17 protein-coding genes are annotated in these 17,111 nt (G+C 73.4%); 2 read left to right on the top strand and 15 right to left on the bottom strand.

Going from position 1 to position 17,111, the window contains the following annotated elements; translation table 11 throughout:
* Together ACRB68_RS29110 and ACRB68_RS42625 are read left to right on the top strand one after the other, a co-directional pair.
* Entirely contained in the window at positions 1–1,434 is a 1,434-nt protein-coding gene (locus ACRB68_RS29110) for an aldehyde dehydrogenase (RefSeq protein ID WP_153538179.1), read from the top strand.
* Positions 1,435–1,503: 69 nt separating this feature from the next.
* Positions 1,504–2,775 (top strand): sensor histidine kinase, encoded by a 1,272-nt coding sequence (locus ACRB68_RS42625; RefSeq protein ID WP_328594927.1) that lies wholly within the window; start codon positions 1,504–1,506, stop codon positions 2,773–2,775.
* A gap of 31 nt (positions 2,776–2,806) precedes the next feature.
* Here ACRB68_RS42625 and ACRB68_RS29120 read toward each other — a convergent pair whose 3' ends face one another.
* From ACRB68_RS29120 to ACRB68_RS29190, 15 genes are all read right to left on the bottom strand, one after another.
* On the bottom strand, positions 2,807–3,757 hold the full coding sequence (locus tag ACRB68_RS29120) for an AMP-binding protein (RefSeq protein ID WP_153538181.1): 951 nt from the start codon (positions 3,755–3,757) through the stop codon (positions 2,807–2,809).
* A gap of 65 nt (positions 3,758–3,822) precedes the next feature.
* On the bottom strand, positions 3,823–5,349 hold the full coding sequence (locus tag ACRB68_RS29125; protein WP_153538183.1) for an AMP-binding protein: 1,527 nt from the start codon (positions 5,347–5,349) through the stop codon (positions 3,823–3,825).
* Positions 5,350–5,462: 113 nt separating this feature from the next.
* Positions 5,463–7,934, bottom strand: a complete 2,472-nt coding sequence (locus ACRB68_RS29130) for an ATP-binding protein (RefSeq protein WP_153538185.1) — start codon at positions 7,932–7,934, stop codon at positions 5,463–5,465.
* A 195-nt stretch (positions 7,935–8,129) separates the two neighbouring features.
* Positions 8,130–8,903 carry a peptidoglycan recognition protein family protein gene (locus tag ACRB68_RS29135; RefSeq protein WP_153538187.1) on the bottom strand — a complete coding sequence of 258 codons (774 nt, stop codon included), beginning with the start codon at positions 8,901–8,903 and terminating at the stop codon, positions 8,130–8,132.
* Positions 8,900–9,148, bottom strand: coding sequence for a hypothetical protein (locus ACRB68_RS29140; RefSeq protein WP_153538189.1), 249 nt, complete (start codon positions 9,146–9,148; stop codon positions 8,900–8,902). The genes ACRB68_RS29135 and ACRB68_RS29140 overlap by 4 nt, the downstream gene beginning before the upstream one ends.
* A gap of 97 nt (positions 9,149–9,245) precedes the next feature.
* Positions 9,246–9,485, bottom strand: coding sequence for a hypothetical protein (locus ACRB68_RS29145; protein WP_235960394.1), 240 nt, complete (start codon positions 9,483–9,485; stop codon positions 9,246–9,248).
* A complete protein-coding gene (locus tag ACRB68_RS29150; protein WP_153538191.1) occupies positions 9,482–10,057 on the bottom strand; it encodes a hypothetical protein in 576 nt (191 codons plus the stop codon). Before ACRB68_RS29150 ends, ACRB68_RS29145 begins: the two co-directional genes overlap by 4 nt.
* Positions 10,058–10,063: 6 nt before the next feature.
* The gene (locus tag ACRB68_RS29155) at positions 10,064–10,816 is read right to left on the bottom strand and encodes a hypothetical protein (protein WP_153538193.1); all 753 of its coding nucleotides are present in this window, start codon (positions 10,814–10,816) and stop codon (positions 10,064–10,066) included.
* Positions 10,803–11,969 carry a hypothetical protein gene (locus ACRB68_RS29160; RefSeq protein WP_153538195.1) on the bottom strand — a complete coding sequence of 389 codons (1,167 nt, stop codon included), beginning with the start codon at positions 11,967–11,969 and terminating at the stop codon, positions 10,803–10,805. The genes ACRB68_RS29155 and ACRB68_RS29160 overlap by 14 nt, the downstream gene beginning before the upstream one ends.
* The gene (locus ACRB68_RS29165; RefSeq protein ID WP_153538197.1) at positions 11,969–13,216 is read right to left on the bottom strand and encodes a hypothetical protein; all 1,248 of its coding nucleotides are present in this window, start codon (positions 13,214–13,216) and stop codon (positions 11,969–11,971) included. The genes ACRB68_RS29160 and ACRB68_RS29165 overlap by 1 nt, the downstream gene beginning before the upstream one ends.
* 63 nt (positions 13,217–13,279) lie before the next feature.
* Positions 13,280–14,152 (bottom strand): phage distal tail protein, encoded by an 873-nt coding sequence (locus ACRB68_RS29170; protein ID WP_153538198.1) that lies wholly within the window; start codon positions 14,150–14,152, stop codon positions 13,280–13,282.
* 4 nt (positions 14,153–14,156) lie between these two features.
* Positions 14,157–15,383, bottom strand: coding sequence for a hypothetical protein (locus ACRB68_RS29175; RefSeq protein WP_153538200.1), 1,227 nt, complete (start codon positions 15,381–15,383; stop codon positions 14,157–14,159).
* 47 nt (positions 15,384–15,430) lie between these two features.
* Positions 15,431–16,108, bottom strand: coding sequence for a hypothetical protein (locus tag ACRB68_RS29180; protein WP_153538202.1), 678 nt, complete (start codon positions 16,106–16,108; stop codon positions 15,431–15,433).
* A gap of 138 nt (positions 16,109–16,246) precedes the next feature.
* Positions 16,247–16,453 (bottom strand): helix-turn-helix domain-containing protein, encoded by a 207-nt coding sequence (locus ACRB68_RS29185; RefSeq protein WP_194293504.1) that lies wholly within the window; start codon positions 16,451–16,453, stop codon positions 16,247–16,249.
* Positions 16,450–17,055 (bottom strand): hypothetical protein, encoded by a 606-nt coding sequence (locus ACRB68_RS29190; RefSeq protein ID WP_153538206.1) that lies wholly within the window; start codon positions 17,053–17,055, stop codon positions 16,450–16,452. Before ACRB68_RS29190 ends, ACRB68_RS29185 begins: the two co-directional genes overlap by 4 nt.
* Between the last annotated feature and the right edge of the window lie 56 nt (positions 17,056–17,111).

A 17,111-nucleotide genomic window follows, 5' to 3' on the forward strand; every position in this document is an offset into this window, starting at 1 on the left:
ATGCGCGAGCACGATCGGCTGTTCATCGGCGGCGAGTGGACGGCGCCGGCCGGCACCGGTGTCATCGAGGTCGTCTCCCCGCACACCGAGGAGGTCATCGGGCGCGTCCCCGAGGGCACCGAGGCCGACATCGACGCCGCCGTCGCCGCCGCCCGGCGCGCCTTCGACCACGGCCCGTGGCCGCGGCTGACCCCCGCCGAACGGGCCGAGGCGCTCGGCCGGCTGTCGGCGATCTACGCCGAGCGCCAGCAGGAGATGGCCGACCTGGTCACCGCCGAGATGGGCTCGCCGATCCTGTTCTCGATCTTCGGGCAGGCGGCGCTGCCGCAGATGGTGCTGCAGTACTACACCGACCTCGCCGCCACCTTCACCTGGGAGGAGGAGCGCGCCGGCATGCTCGGCCCGGTCGCGGTCACCCGCGAGCCGGTCGGCGTCGTCGCCGCGATCTACCCCTGGAACGTCCCCCAGTTCACGCTGATGATGAAGCTGGCGCCGGCGCTGGTCGCCGGCTGCACCGTGGTCGCCAAGCCCTCCCCCGAGACCCCGCTGGACGGCTTCCTGCTCGCCGAGTGGATCAAGGAGGCGGGCATCCCCGAGGGCGTGGTCAACATCGTCCCGGCCGGCCGCGAGGTCGGCGCGCACCTGGTCGCGCACCCGGGCGTGGACAAGGTCGCCTTCACCGGCTCCACCGCGGCCGGCCGCAAGATCGGCGCGGTCTGCGGGGAGCGGCTGCGGCCGGCCACCCTGGAGCTCGGCGGCAAGTCCGCCGCGATCATCCTGGAGGACGCCGACCTCGCCGCGACCATCGAGGGCTTCAAGATGGCCTCGCTGATGAACAACGGCGAGGCGTGCGCCGCGCAGACCCGCATCCTGGCGCCGCGCGGCCGCTACGAGGAGGTCGCCGACGCGCTCGCGCAGATGGTCGCCGGCCTGGCGGTCGGCGACCCGGCCGACTACGGCACCGAGATCGGGCCGCTCGTCGCGCGCCGCCAGCAGGAGCGGGTGGAGGACTACATCCGCATCGGCCAGGACGAGGGCGCCAAACTGATCACCGGCGGGCTGACCCGGCCGCACGACCGCGGCTGGTACGTGGCGCCGACGGTGTTCGGCGAGGTCTCCAACGACATGCGCATCGCCCGCGAGGAGATCTTCGGCCCGGTGCTGGCGCTCATCCCCTACGACGGCGAGGACGACGCCGTCCGGATCGCCAACGACAGCGACTACGGCCTCGGCGGCTCGGTGTGGACCGCCGACGTCGCGCACGGCGTCGAGGTCGCCCGCCGGATCCGCACCGGCAGCTGCGGCGTCAACATGTACATCCTGGACCCCAACACCCCCTTCGGCGGCTACAAGGACAGCGGCCTCGGCCGCGAGCTCGGCCCCGAGGGCCTGTCGGCCTACCTGGAGCACAAGGCCATCGCCCGTCCTGCCTAGGACACCCGGCCGGGTCCGCACGCCCCGCCCCGCTCGCCATAATGGGGCGGGGCGGTCGGAGGTAGGGCAGTGGCGCAGCACGCGGACGGCATCGACACCTGGGAGCGGCGCGAGCGCATCGGCCTCGCGTTCGTCCCCTACGCCACACTGACGATCTCCACCGTCCTGGCGCTGCTGGTCGACCACGGCTCGGCCGGGCGGGACCTGGCCATGGTCGGCCTCACCGCGGCCGCCCACGGCTGGATCGCCTGGATGGTCACCCTGCACCCGCGGTGGCGGGAACGGGCCCGGCTCGCCGCGTGCTACTACCTCGTCCTGCTCGGCCTGCTCGGCTCCCTCGTCGCGCTGAACCCGATGTACGGGTTCGCGGTGCTCACCGGATACGTGCACGCCTTCCTGCTGCCGCGCGCCTGGCGCATCCCCGGCGTGGTCGCCACGGCCGCGCTCGCCGCGCTGTCGCAGGTCGGCGGGGTGCACGGCCTGCACACCACGAGCGTGCCGGTCTACCTGCTGGTCTTCGCGGTGAACGCGATGATCGCCGGGACGTTCTGCTTCTTCGGCTGGCGCGGCGACGAGGAGTCGCAGCGGCGCAAGGCCGTGATCGGGGAGCTGGGCGAGGCCAACGCCCGGCTGGAGGCGATGATGCGCGAGAACGCCGAGCTGCACGCCCGGCTGCTCGCGCAGGCCCGCGCGGCGGGCGTGCACGACGAGCGGCAGCGGATGGCCGGGGAGATCCACGACACCGTCGCGCAGGGCCTGGCCGGCGTCGTCGCCCAGCTGCAGGCGGCGCGGCGGGCGCACGAGCGCGGCGGCGACGGGTCCCGGCACCTGGCCCTGGCCGAGGAGATGGCGCGCGGCAGCCTCACCGAGGCGCGCCGGTCGGTGCACGCGCTGCGCCCGCGGCAGCTGGAGGACGCCGCGCTGCCGGCCGCGCTCGCCGAGATCGCCGCCCGCTGGAGCGAGGCGCACCGGATCGCCGCCGAGGTGCGCACCACCGGGGCGGCGCGGCCCATGCACCCGGAGGTGGAGGGCACGCTGCTGCGCACCGCGCAGGAGGCGCTCGCCAACGTCGCCAAGCACGCGGCCGCCTCCCGCGTCACGGTGACGCTGGCCTACCGGGACGACCAGGTCGCCCTGGACGTGCGCGACGACGGCGCGGGCTTCGCCCCGGACCGCCCCCGGGGCGGCGACGAGTCCGGCGGGTACGGGCTCGCCGCCATGCACCGCCGGGTCGCGCGCGTCGCCGGGACGCTGGCGGTGGAGTCCGCGCCGGGCGCGGGCACCGCGGTCCGCGCCAGCGTCCCCGCCATCCCGGCCGGGGACCTCGCGCCCGGCCCGTGACGCGGCCGCGTCCTTCCCCGGCGGGACCGGGTCACAGCGCCTGGACCGTCCAGCCGTGGTGCAGCCGGCAGGCCCGGACCAGCTCGGGGGCCGGCGGGCCGGTGAGCAGCAGGCGCAGGCCCGGCGCGGGCGGCGCGGCGTTGCCGTGGACCAGCGCGCCCAGCTTGGCCGGGGTGACGACCGCGACGGTCGCGGCGTGCCGTTCGATCGCGGCCAGCAGCGCGGCCGGGTCGGGCCCGGGCACCCCGGCGAACGCGGCGCCGGCGGTGAGGCACACGTCGGCCAGGCCGATCCAGGTGGGCGCGGGCACGTCGTGGGCGCTGCAGGCCAGCACGTCGCCGGGGCCGAGGTCGGCCGCGGCGGCGAGACGGTACAGGTCGGCGAACCGCTCGGCGTGGGTGACCCGGCCGGGCGGGTCGCAGAGCAGCAACGCCAGGTCGCGCAGCGGGTCGGGCGGCGGGACCGGCCCCGGGAGCGGGCCCGGCCCCGGCGCGGCGGGCGTGCCCGCCTCGACCAGCCGCGCGAACGGGACGGCGCCCGGCACGTTGCCGAAGGAGAACACCTGCCGCACGTAGGAGTGCTCGGTCGCCGCGACCGCCTCGGCGGCGGTGGCGCCGCCGGTCAGCAGGAACCGGGCGCCCGAGTCGGTCATCATCGCGGCCAGCTCGGCGGCGCCCGCCCCGGCGGGCAGCGGCGCGGGCACCGCGCCCGCCGCGCTGACCGCGTGCACCGCGAGCGCGAGCTCGCACACGCCGGGCAGGTGGATCGCGGCGACGTCGCCGGGGCGCACGCCGAGGCGGCACAGCCCGGTGGCGGCGGCGGGCACCGCCTCGGCGAAGCGGGCGTAGCCGAGGCGGTGGAAGGGGTCCAGCAGCGCGGCGGCGCCCGGCCGGCCGGCCGCGTGCTCGCGCGCGGCGGCGAGCACCGCGGCGGTGACCGTGGTGTCGGAGACGGCCGTGCGGCCGTGGTGTCCGTCGAGCATGCGGTGAACGTACGCCCGGCCGGGCGGCCCCTGCATCCGCAGATGTGTGTACGCCGATGTGTAGCTCACGGGGCGAGCCCGGCGCTTTCCAGCAGGGCGCGGCGCTGCACGCGGCCGCCCGCGCCGCGCGGGATGCTGTCGACGACGTGCACCGCCAGCACCCGCCGGTAGGCCGGCACGTGCCCGTTGACGTAGGCGAGCAGGTCGGCGGCCGGGACCGGCTCGGTCAGCACGGCGAAGGCGTGCGGGACCAGGCCGAGGTCGAGGTCGGGGGCGGCGGCGACGGCGGCGTCGCTGACGGCAGGGTGCGCGGCGAGCACGGCGTCGGGCTCGGCGGGCGGCTCGGGCGGGTCGGCGCCGACCCGGCCGAGGACGTACACCCGGCCGTGCTCGTCGGCGAAGGCGGCGTCGCCGGCCGGCAGCCAGCGCGGCACGGCGCCCGGGACGCCCGCGGCCGGCAGCCGCAGGCACAGCTCGCCGGGCTGGTAGGCGGGCTGGTCGGCGCCGGTGCCGGGGTCGACGACGCGGGCGGTGATGCCGGGCAGGCCGCGGCCGACCGAGTCGTGGGTGCCCTCCTCGGCGGCGCGCAGGTTCAGGTGGGTGAACCCGGCGGCCTCGGCGAGGCCGTAGGCCTGGCGGACCGGGCAGCCGAGCCGCGTCGCGCAGGCGCGGGCGGCCTCGGCGCCGAGCGGCCCGCCGGTGGCGACGACGGCGCGCAGCGACCGCAGCCGGTAGCCGGTCACGGCGCGGTCGTAGGCGAGCGTCTCCACCAGCTCGGGCGGCAGCACCGCCACGGTGACGCGGTGGTCCTGCAGGGCGCGCAGCAGGTCGTGGCGGCCGGCGCCGGGCCGCGCCACGACGGTGGCGCCGACCCGCAGCGCGGGGTTGAGCAGGCCGTTCAGGCCGAGCACGTCGGCGAACGGCAGCGCCGTCAGCACGGTGTCGGCGGCGCCGATCATGCCGGCGCCGGCGACCCGGACCAGGCCCGCGACGACCTCGGCGTGGGTGAGCACGACGGGCCGCGCGGGCCCGGCCAGACCGCGGGTGCAGGCGATGAGGGCGGGCGCGCGGGCCGGGTCGACGGCCACGTCGGGCGCGGCGCCGCCGGCGGCGAGCAGCCGGCCGAACGGCACCGCGTCGGGCTCGTCGCCGAAGCAGTACAGGCGCTCGACGGCGCCGCCGGCGGCGTCCACGGCCTGCTTGGCGATGTCCAGCAGCACCGGCCAGGTGACCAGGACGCGGGCGCCGGCGGCCTTCAGCAGCCGCGCCAGCTCGGCGGCCGGGACGGTGGCGCGGACCGGGAAGGGGATCGCGCCGGCCGCGGCGACGGCGTGCAGGGCCAGGGCGAACTCGGGGGTGTCGGGCAGGTGCAGCGCGACGACGGTGCCCGGGCCGACGCCCTCGCGGGCCAGGCCGGCGGCGGCCGCGCCGACGGCGGCGGCGAGCTCGGCGTGGGAGGGGCCGCGGCCGGAGGTGGCGTCCACCACGGCGGGCCGGTGCTGCCGGGCGGGGTCGCCGGCCGCGCCGAAGACCGCCTCGGCCATGGTCACCGACGGGTAGACCGGCCCCGCGTCCGCACCGTGGGAGATCATGCCCCGACGGTAGGCGGGCGCCGCCCGCCGCGCATGCTCCACAGTGTGCAACCGGCTTCGTATTCGGCGGCGCGCCGGGACGCCGGGGGGTGTGTACACATCCCCCCGGGCGGTCAGCCGCGCGGCTCGTCGGCGACGGTGTCGACGGCCCAGGCGGCGACCTGGGCGCGGGAGGCGAAGCCGAGCTTGGTGAGGATGTTGGTGACGTGCCGGGCGACGGTGGCGGGGCTGATGACCAGCTCGTCGGCGATGCCGCGGTTGGACAGGCCGCGCGCGACGAGCGCGGCGATCTCGCGTTCGCGGGCGGTGAGGGTGCTCGGCGGCGTCACCGGCTCCTCGGTGCGCGGCGCGGGCACGACGGCCGCGGCGGGACCGGGGCCCGTGCCGGTGCCCGCGCCGGGGCCGCGCAGCGCGTAGGCGACGGCGTCGCCCTGCGGCAGGGCGCCGCCCTGCGCCCACAGCTGGGCGACCAGGGGCTCGCCGAGGGCGCGGCGGGCCGGTTCCAGGAGGGTCTCCAGGCGGGCGCCGGTGCCGGGGCCGCGGCCGGCGTCGTCGCGGAGCGCGGCGGCGGCGCCGGCCAGCAGGACGGTGCCGCGCGGGTCGCCCTCGCGTGCCAGCAGGTCGGCGAACACCTCCAGCGCGCGCGCCACGTCCAGCCGGATACCGCAGGCCTGGCTGAGTTCCAGGCTCTCGGCGAGGGCGCGGCGGGCGGCGGGCAGGTCGCCCGCGGCGAGCGCGACGCGGCCGGCGCCGGCCAGGACGCGCGCGGTCTCGGGGCGGGCGCCGATCTCGGCCAGGATCGGCAGCACCTCGTCGTGGCGGGCGCGGGCGGCGGCGAGGTCGCCGCGCAGCCGGGCCAGCCGGGCCAGGCCGGCCAGCGCGAGCGCGGCGCCCCACTCCTGGCCGATCGCGCGCATGGCGTGCAGGCCCGACTCCAGCAGCTCGCGCGCCTCGCGCTGGCGGTCCTGGCGCAGCCGCAGCCGGCCGCGGACGATCATGGCGTGGGCGCGGTTCCACTCCTGGCCCTCGCCGGCGGCGACCGCGTCGGCCTCGTCCAGCCGGGCGGCGGCCTCGGCGAACCGGCCGGCGTGGGTGTGCGCCTCGGCCAGCGTGATCAGGGCGACCGCGGCCATGAAGTCGTCGCCGGCCTTGCGGCACGGCTCCAGCGCGCGGTCGGCGAACGCCGCGGCCCGCGCGAAGTCGCGGGCGCCCGCGGCGAGCTGGGCGCGGCCGGCCAGCGCGGGGCCGAGGACGTAGGCGGGCTGCCCGCCGGCCGCGTCCAGGAACCGGTCGGCCCACCCGGCCCACTCGGCGGCGCGGCCGCGCACGATCCAGCAGGCGCGCAGCGCGGTGCACAGGCGCAGGCCCTCCTCGACGTCGCCGTGCTCCAGCGACCAGGCGAGCGCGGCCCGCACGTTGCCGGTCTCGGCGTCGTGGCGCTGGAACAGCCGGACCCGCTCGGGCCACGACGCCGGGCACTCGGCGAACACGACCTCCCCGTCGCGCTCGGCGGCCTCCAGCACCGCGTCGCGGTGCCGGACCCGGATCTCCTCGGCCTCCCCGGCGGCCTCCAGCCGCTCGGCGGCGTACCCGCGGATGCTCTCCAGCAGCCGGAACCGGGTCTCGCCCGCGACCTCGCCGCCGACGACGACGAGCGACTTGTCGACCAGCGCGGTGAGCAGGTCCAGCAGGTCCTCACCGGCCAGGCCCGCCAGGTAGGGGCCGTCGTCGGCGCAGACCTGCTCGACCTGGCCGAGCGTCCAGCCCGCGAACACCGACAGCCGGCGCAGCAGCGCCCGCTCGGCGTCGCCGAGCAGCTCGTGGCTCCAGTCGATCGCGGCGCGCAGCGTGCGCTGGCGCGGCGGCGCGGTCCGGTCGCCGGCGCTGAGCAGCCGGAACCGGTCGCCGAGCCGCTGCGCGATCTGCTCCACCGACAGCACCCGCACCCGGGCGGCGGCGAGCTCCAGCGCGAGCGGCAGCCCGTCCAGGGCGCGGCCGACCTCGGCGACGGCCTCGGTGACGGCGAAGCCCGGCCGCACCGCCCGGGCCCGCTCGACGAACAGCGCGGTGGCCTCGTCGGGGTCCAGCGGCGGCACCCGCCAGACCGTCTCGCCGGGCATCCGCAGCGGCTCGCGGCTGGTGGCCAGGATCCGCAGCCCCGGGCAGCGCGCCAGCAGCGCCCCGGCGAGCTCGGCGCAGCCCTCGGCCAGGTGCTCGCAGTTGTCCAGCACCAGCAGCGCCGGCCCGGTCCCGATCGCGCCGGCGACGCCCTCGGCGGACGGGCGTCCCTCACCGCCGGTGACGCCGAGCACGGCCGCGACGCGGCGCGCGGCGGGGTCGGGCGTGCCGTCCCCGGCGACGCCCGCCAGGTCCACGAACCACACCCGGCCGGGCCGGGCGTCCGGCAGCGACCGCGCGACCCGCACCGCCAGCCGGGTCTTGCCGATGCCGCCCGCGCCGCACAGTGTCACCGCGCGCAGCGTGCCGAGCAGGCGGCACAGGTCGGTGACGTCCCGCTCGCGGCCGACGAAGGCGTCGGTCTCCACGGGCAGGCCGCCGTCGGATGGGGGGTTCAGCGAAGTCATGCGCCCACTGGTGGTGTCGTTTGCTCCGGCCGTGCGTGGCGTGTGTGTGCGTTCCCTGTGAGTGTGTCACCGGCGCCGCCGCGCCGTCCCCGCTTTCTCCCCCGTTGGCCGCCTTCGGGCATCCCCCCGCCCCAGCGGCTCCCGGAACACCTGCCGGGCCCCGGGTGCGCCGGTTCCGGCGCACCCGGGGCTTTCTCAGGTGACGGCCTCGGTCCACGCGGCCCGCCAGGTGTCCGGGCCGACGACACCGTCCACGGCGAGGCCCTTCTCGGCCTGGAAGGCACGGCATACCTTCTGGGACCCCGGCCCGTACGCCCCGTCGACGGTGAGGTCCCAGCCACGGGCCCTCATCTGCGCCTGCCAGGTCCGGACGTCGTCCCCGCGCATCGTCGGCGGGCAGGCGAGATACCGGCCGGGCCACTTCGGGCCGGCGGAAGGGCCGGGCGAGGGCGGGGGCGCGGGCTTGTCCCCGGGACGGGGCGCCCCCTTCCTGACCCATGCGTACAGGGCCGCCCCCGGGCAGGACGTGGAGTAACCGTCGCGGTGTCCCTTGATCTCCCTGCCCGCGTCGCCCTTGTCACGCAGGTAGTCGATGGCGTCGCGGATGCCGTTCAGCATCGCGGCGGTGGGCTCGGTGAGGCCGGTGTCGCCCACCAGCCCGAGCACCGCGTAGTGGCCGGAGTTCAGGCCGGGCCCGTTGGCGGAGGGGAGCCGGTGCGGCCCGCGCCCGACGTACACGTATCCGTGCGGGCAGACGCACATCGAATAACCGATGTCGTTCCAGCCGTTGCCGTCCATGTGGTCGCGCTGGATGCCGCGCACCGCGTCGTCGCAGCGCGCATGGTCGGTCTCCAGCCTGCGGTCGACATGCGAACCGACGTAGTGGACCTTGACCCCCCGCGCCGAGGCCAGGTAGGTCGTGGCCCGCGCGTCGCGCGCGCCCCACTGCTTCCGGCCGACCAGCTTCATGCCGCACCGCCCGGGGACCGGTAGACGGGGCTTCGCCTCGTCAGGCCGAGCGAGAGCAGCAGGCGGCCGGCCTTCGGCAGCCGCCTCTCCAGGAGGCGGGCGAGCGCGTAGTAGACGGCGGTGGACAGCACCGTGACCAGTTCCGTCACCGTCCCTTCCGGCAGGTCCAGGCCGTACTTGGCGGCCTGGGCGAGCAGGGCGCCCGCGATCAGCGGCACGAAGGTGCGGATGAGACTGTCGATCATGATTCCTCCAATGACGACGGCCGCCGCCGCACCCGGTGAAGGTGCGGCAGCGGCCGTGGAGAACAAGGGAAACCGCCGGCCGGCTCCGGCCGGCCGGTCAGGTGGCGTTGAACCCGGCGAGGATCGAGGCGACCGCCGACATCACGCCGAGCAGCAGGGAGGCCGGCAGGGTGTAGCGCCAGCGCTCGACCGCCCGGATCCGCTGCTCGTGGTCGATGACCTGGAGACGGAGCTGCTCGTGCGCGGCGAGGCTGCCGTCCACCTTCCCGCTCAGCTCGACGAGCTTGTCGTAGATGTCACGTGCGGTGATGAGGACGCTGTGCGTCTCGTTCATCATCGGTCGCCTCCTTCGTCCCGCAGGCGCGCCTCGGCGCGCACCCGCTCTCTGAGCGCGGCCACCACCTCGGCCTTGGCCTTGACCGCGGCGGGATCGACGGCGCGGGCGTGGATCGCCTTCAGCGGATCGGCGGCGGCGCGCGCACCGGTCCGCGCGGCGGTGGCGACGCGCACCCGGTCGCGCTTGACCGCCGCGACGCGGGCGAGATGAGCGGCTCTCGCCTGCTCGATCGTCTCGGCGTTGTAGAGCCAGACCGGTACGGGGTCCCCCTCGGCGACCCGGTCGCCGGAGGCCGCCGCCGGAACGGTCATGCCCTTGGCCGCCGCCGCGTCGCCGGCGAAGGAGGCGGGATCGGTCGGGTCGGGGATGAACGGCTCGTGCAGGACGATGTCGAGCAGGGTGGTCACGTCCGCCGGGTCGATCCCGTACTCCGCCGCGCGCCATTCGAGTGTTTCGACCGGGAAGACATATCCGGTCAGTCCGCCGTCCGGCCGCCGGTAGGCGACCCGCCAGCATTCGACCTGGCCGACGGTGCACCGCTCGACGGCATCGACTTCGTAAACGTCAGGCATGATCCCTCATGTTCGAAAGCACCAGAAGTTCGCGTAGAAGGCATGCGACCCTTCGACCCGCATCGTGAACCCCGTCACGGATTCGGCGGTGACATAGTGGGCGAAGGGCGCCTGGGCGCCGGTGTTCTTGATCGTGGCGACGGCCACCATCGGGCTGGCCATGGTGACGCCGTAGCCGATGGCGAGGTCGGTCCAGGTGGAACCCGAACCGCTGCCCTGCAGCACCTGGCCGGCGAAGATCCCCGTCTGTGAGTTGGTCAGGCCGGTGTTGCTCCAGCGGCCGTAGTGCGCGGTGACCCCGTTGGCCTGGAACTGCATCCGCGACTGTGTGGCGGTGGAGACGAACCCGACGTTGACCGCGTTGCGGTTGAGTTCGAGGGTGCCGCCGTTGACGGTGCCCCGCTCGTCGCGCATGGTGGCCCGGAACTGGTCCTTGTCGATCAGAAGCTGGGTGTGCGGCGCCTGCGTCATCGTGTTGAGCAGCATCCGCGTGAAACCGGGCGAATCGGGGTCCGCGCTGCCCAGGATCTCGGCGTAGTTCTCCGGCACCCCTTCGGGGTAGAAGCGGATGCTCGGCGTGGCCGCCCCCTCAGGGTTGACCACGATCCGGCGGCCGGGCTGTTCACCGACGAGGATCTCGGCGGCGGCGATCCGGGCGTACTTGACCCGGGCGCGCGCCGCCGTCATCGCGGCCTGCAGGCCGGTGCGCATCCGGTTCCACTGGTCGGCCCAGTCGTCGGGGTAGTTAGGCGTCCCCATCTTCGGCCTCCTCCAGGATCAGCGTCGCCTGCTCCGCGGCGCCCCGCGCCGGGGGCGTGATCTGAAATCCCACGACCCGCCACGTGTGCGCGAACGTGGGCCTGCCGTCCGCGCCGAGCGGCCACCAGTCGTCGACGATCGTCACCCGTGCGTGGTCGCCGAGCCGGTTCGGATGGACCACGGTGTCCTCGGCGAGCCGCACCGTGATCTGCGGGATGCGCACGGCCCCCGAGCGCTTGGCGGCGTAGTACTCGGCGTACCCCTGGAGCGTGGCGACGTCGCGGGCGCCCTGGTAGTCGACCGTGCGGTCCACGTAAGGCCAGCCGACGTCCAGCAGTTCCTGCGCCGGGACGGCCGGGCCGACCAGCGGCTCGGAGTCGGTGGTCAGGTCGTCGTTGACCGTGTCGCCACGCGCCCTCCAGCGGGTGGCCGCCTTCGTCGCGTCGCTCTCGTACGACCAGGACAGCAGGTTCCCCGGACGGGTGAAGACCATGTCCGCGTCCCCTGCCGGGCGGCCCAGCCGAGGCTGGCCGGTGACGAACTCCCGTACCCGCTCGCCCTCCCCGTTCAGGTAGGTGCGGATGCAGTACTCGAACCCGTCGGTCAGGTTGGCCAGCTCGGCGAGCCTGTCCCCGTAGGTCGACGCCTCGCTCGCCTTGTACTGCCGGTCCCGCAGTACACCGGACGGAGCGCCGACGGGCACGATGCCGAGGTTGCCGGCGGGTTCGTCCTGCATGTCGGCGATCAGGGCGTGCGCGATGTCGATCTGGTCCTCACCGGTGAAGGCCAGGTCGTCCCAGATCTCACGGCGGTGCAGGTAGGACTCCAGGGAGGCGCCCTGGATCTGCAACGTGACCTTTCCCCTGCTGTCCCCTGCCGGGGTGGCCTGCCAGATGACGTACGAACCCCACAGGTCGCCGTTGCGGTACACATGGCAGATCACCCGGCCCGGTCCCGCCAGCGACCGGGGCTGGTCCTCGGGAGGGAACACCTGCCGGACGCGTTCGGCCGTCTGCGCGTTGGTGACGGGCAGCGTGGCCTGGAAGGTGCCCGCCTGGACGATGCGGCGTTCGAAGCTCACGCCGGCGAGCTCCAGCGTCGTGATCGGCCGGTCGGTCAGCAGGTCGCAGAACAGGTAGCGGTAGGCGGACATCACCCGACCCGCCGCAGGAGCACATAGGACGAGGCCCGCAGGATGGATCCGGTCGCGTTGGCGACGCGCTGGGCCCAGCGCAGCCTGAGGGTGCCGCCGTCTCCGGAGGAGAGCAGGCCGTGCAGCGTGCCCGTGAGCACGACGGTGTTGTTGGCCGCCCCGCCGCCCAGACCGGGCATGCTCGTGATGGTCTGACGGTCGACGAACTGCAAGCCGTCGACTCCATCGCTGGCGGAGTGCAGCGCCCGGCATGACCAGTCCAGGGTGGCGTTCGCCGGGCCCGACCACATGATCTTCAGGTCGGCGTCCATGTGGGCCGAGTAGATCAGCATCCCGGACAGTTCGTAGAGGCCGCCGGGGGGCAGCGTCAGGACCAGGTCGCTGTCGTCGACCACCGTGGTCGAGTTGGTCACGGTCTGGTCGGCGGACTTCCGGGCGAGCAGGGCCCCCTGCTCCAGCCAGCGCGCCCCGTCCCACGCCTCCAGCATGCGGCTGTCGGACCGCCACACCTGCTGCCCCGTCGTGGCCACGGTCGACGGCACCTTGAGGTTGCGGTCGGCGGCGTTCGTGACGGCGATGGTGGTCGGCCACCGCCACGCGCCGCTGTGGTAGACCTGCTGGGCCCGCAGGTCACGGCGCCAGACCGTCAGGCCGTCGTAGAAGCTGAGGCTGCTGTCGCGGTCGGCGGCGTCGACGACGGGGATCATCCCGCCGCTGACGGCGGTGAAGCGGCGCTTGTCGGCGCGCACGGTGTTCCAGTTGAGGCCGCCGGTGCCGACCGAGGCGCCGGCGGGGACCGTCACCTCCCAGAGCAGCAGCGCGGAGGCCGGCAGCGCGGCCGCGGTGCCGTCCGAGCCGCCCTTGAGGACCTCCACGAAGCCGTCCTGGACGCCCGAGGCGTCGAAGGCGTCGTCCTTGACCCGTGCGATGACCCGGTCGACCCGCGCGACCGCCGCCTCACCGGGGTCGAAGGTGAGCGTGACGTCCGTGCCGTTGACGAAGCTGTAGCCGCCCTGCGTCACATTGGACGTCCCGTTGATCCACGCGCTGAACGGCTTGACCACCGCCTGCATGGTCCCGGTCGTGCCGACCAGATCGCCCAGGCCCGCGGCGCCGGGGAACAGACCGCTACGCCGCTGGAACCACGAACTGCTTCCCGACGACTGGGGCATGAACACCCCCAGCCCGAGCCGGTGCTGCTGTGCGGTGGTGGCACCCGACTTGAGCGCCAGAACATGAACGGCCATCGAAGTACTCCTCTTAGTCAGTGCTTGCTCGACATCAAAAAAGGGCGCCCTGCGGAAGGGCGGCTATAGCCAGGCGTCGCGCCAGCGGAGCGTCAACTGGGCGTCCGCATCGTCACGGAAGGCACGGAAGGTGAGGTCGTTGGTTCCTGCGATCAGTTCGAACTCTTCGGGGGGCACCGAATCCGGGGTGAGCAGGTACAGCCGGTCGACGGCGCCGTTGAGCATCGCGGTCCCCGCCCGGCAGTCGACCTCCAGCCACTCCCCGGCGGCGATCTTGAAGCCGAACCCCAGGGACTTGCCGGTGGTCTGGTTGAGCACCCGTGGCTGCACGCACGGTCCGGTGAACGTCACCACGGGCGCGGTGGGCACGTTGCCCGTGGTCACCACCTGGAGATTCCCGCTGCTGCCGGGCGCCCCGTAGTCCAGCGGATACTGCAAGGGATAGACGAGGCCGCTGTCGGAGGCGGACGGAAGCCCGCTGCCGGCCTCCTTCTCGACGGCCCCGTAGAGGCGCGGGTCGGAGCAGTTCCACTGCACGGCGACTCCGGTGACGCGCCGGCCGTATCCCACCGTCAACGGGACCGAGCGGCGCGTGACCTGACCGAAGGCCACCTTCGGCTCGGCGTCCAGGTCGGCGACGGCCAGTTCGTACTCGAGGCCGTCCTCGGACGGCATGGTCGCCCTCTCCAGTGCCGTCACCGCCGCGCCGACGTCGCCGTCCGCGGGAGAGAGGGTGAGTTCCGCGGTGACGACGCGCTCCTGTGAGAGCACCCGGCCCGCCCACGCGCCGTGCACCATCGGCCTGTTCTCACTGCCGATGTCCATTCCGGGCGTCTCACGCCAGCCGGTGAGCGACTGGACGAAGTACTCCGTCCCATCCCCCATCAGCAAGCCGTTCCATTCGATCTGCCCCGCCCCTGTGATCAGGTTCGGCATGACCTCACCCCCTGCCCTTCGCCAGCCACAGCAGTTCCTCAGCGGTCCTGCGCGCGTCACCGCGCTCGGCTTCGTAGTAGTTCTCCACGTGCAGGCCGCCCGAGACGGCACCGACTCGGGCCGGCATGCCCGCGATCGCGTGCTTGCGTGAGGCGGCCGCGTGCGCGTACAGCTGCGCGGGCTGCATGACCAGGCCCTTCATCGCGGTGTCGACCTTCTCACCGCCCTTGGCGACACCGATGGCCATGCCCTCGCCGATGTTGTGGCCCAGGCCCATCATCAGCACGGAGGGGGAATTGATCCCCATGGCCTTCTTGATGAAGCCGGGGATCTTGTCCGTCACCGAGTTCTTGATGGCGTTGAGCAGATTGCCGGCCATGGACGTGATGCCGTGGATGAGACCCATGATCAGGTCACGGCCCTTGTTGAACAGGGTGCGGTTGACGTTCCCGAGACCGCGCGCCAGCTTGCCCGGCAGGTTCTGGAAGAAGCCCACCATGCCGGTGAACTTGCCGACGATCCAGTCCTTGACGGCGGTGGCGCCCTCCTTGATCTTGCCCCAGTTCTTCTTAATCACCAGGACGGCGATCCCGATGGGGCCGGTCAGGATGGCGAGCAGCAGCGGCCAGTTCTTCTTGATCCAGTCGAAGACGACCTTCCCGGCGTCCTTCAGCCACTTGACCGAGGCCGAGACCGCCTTCATCGCCCCCGAGACGATCTTCTTGAACGTCTTGGAATTGGTGACGGCCTCGATGAGCTTCTCCAGGAAGGGCTGCAGGAGCATCAGAATGAGCCCGGCCGGCCCGAGCGCCGACTTGAACCCGGCCCCGACCGCCTTGAGGCCGCCTCCGGCCAGCTTCCCCGCCGGCCCGAGGCCCTTCACTCCCTTGGAGGCGGCCCCCAGGCTCTTTCCACTCTTGGTCGCCTCGGTTCCGGCGGATGTCAAATCCTTCTTCAGTCCCGCGACGGCCTTGCCGCTCTGGGCTGCCCCCTTCTGGAGGGAGACCACTCCGGTCCCGGCGCTCCGCGCCTGGGTGCCGAGCTTCTGCAGGGCCGAGCCGGTGGGCGCGGCCTGCGCCTTGACCCTTCCAACGGAAGCGGCTGCCTGCTGGGCCTTACCTTGCACCCCCGAGAGCGCCTGCCCGGCTTTCACCGTCGATCCCTGCAGCCGGCCCAGCGCCGTAGAAGCGCCCTGCGCCGAAGCCTTGACCTTCGTCAGCCCTTGCGCCACGCGCGATAGCACTTGAGACATCAAAATCCTCTTCTATACGATAGGCCTTACCCGGAAAGTCGCCGGAACGCTTTCTCCGCATTGAATGCGCTATTTTCGAGGCTTTCCAGAGCATCTTCCGTGGCCTCGGCATCAACTCTGACTTTTGCGATTCTCTTTGTATATTTATCTATTTTCCTCTCTTCGGACTCGATCTTGACCCTGAGCTTCTCTATTTCTTTAGCCGCCTCAATCGCGGCCTTCGTATCGGGATTTTCCCTGATTATTTTTTCGTAATTCTTGATCTCCTTTTCTCTGTTACGGTTTTTATCAATGCTCGTTCGAGCGCGATTTCTCAGCTCTTCCGGATCGTTGCGCGAGGTGAGCGCGTACCTCTTGAGTCGATCCGTGTAATCAAGGACGGCAAAGTCGGCTTTGAGGAACTTGAAGTCGAAGCTGGCCATCCCGACGGCCACGGCAGCGAGAAGCAGTTCGGGCTTGATGCCCGTAGCCTCACCCTTGAAGGCGCTCAGCTCGGTCGCCTTGACCGTCTCCCATTTAAGGGTTACGGCAGTCTCACTCCACTGCTTGACCTTTTTCTGCAGGTCGATCTCATAATTCTTCGCACCCCACTCCTTGAACTGCTGCTGCAGGGTCTTCTCTTTTTCTTTTGGCTCATACCCCTTCCTGTCGGCCCACTTCTGAATTTTCCCTTCAAGCTCTTCTTCGGTAACATATTTCCCCATATCGGCAACTTCCTTTCGAAAAGAATCGCCCTTGCGGGGGCGTCCTACAGGAACCGCTCACCGTGAAGCAGCCGGCGCCGATCGCGGCGCACTGCTGCGGACAGGAGTCGGGGAATCTTGGAGCGTCCACCCCTGGCTTCAAGCCGTACGGCGGGTGCCGCCGCGGTGGCGGGTGGCGCGTTCGGCCTTCAGCAGGTCCAGTTCGCGGACGAAGACGCGGCGGCCGATGCGCACGGCCGGCAGGTGGCCGCGGTGGATCCACTGGCGGATGGTCGAGGCGCCGACACCGACGCGTTCGCCGGCCTGCGGGATCGACAGGTAGGTGCGGGACAGGTCGCCGCTCATGAGGCGCGGCGCCCGGCGGCGGGGGCGGGTACGCCGGTCCAGCCGCAGGCGCGGCAGCGGGCCGTGTCGGTGGTGTCGTCGTACTTCACCGTCAGCAGATCGCATTCGGGGCAGGGCGGGCACGGGCGGCGGGGCGGGGCGGCCGGCGCCACGCGGGCGGAGAGCCGGCGGTGCAGGCTCAGCACCTCGTGACCGAAATCGGCCGCGCCCGGGAAGACGAGCAGGCCGTCCACGTGGGCGCCGAGCCAGGCGATGCAGGCCGCCAGGGTCGGGGCGTAGCGGCCTCGCCGCGGCCGCGGGGCGAAGCGGCGCGTCTCCCGGTAGGCGTCCTCCCAGCCCAGCAGGGTGTGCAGCAGCTCGTCCAGGTCGTCGACGGCGGACGAGGGAGAGGGGCGGGACCGGGAGCCCGACACCCGCTCGGCCGGGCCGTTGCGGCGCTGGTCGAGCGCGGCGCCCGTGCGGGCGGCGAGGTCGTCGAGTTCGGCGAGCCGCTTGCGGACCAGCGACGCGCAACGGCGGCACCAGATCGGCTCGCCCTCGGTGGGACGGCCGGGCTCGTCGCCGGAGCGACGGCGGTTGCAAGGGCCTGGGCAGGCGGACATGGGGCTCCTCGATGGATCGGGCCGACCAGGCGTGCTGCGGTCACGCCTGGTCGCCG

Source organism: Actinomadura macrotermitis (genome assembly GCF_009604375.1).
Taxonomy (GTDB): domain Bacteria; phylum Actinomycetota; class Actinomycetes; order Streptosporangiales; family Streptosporangiaceae; genus Spirillospora; species Spirillospora macrotermitis.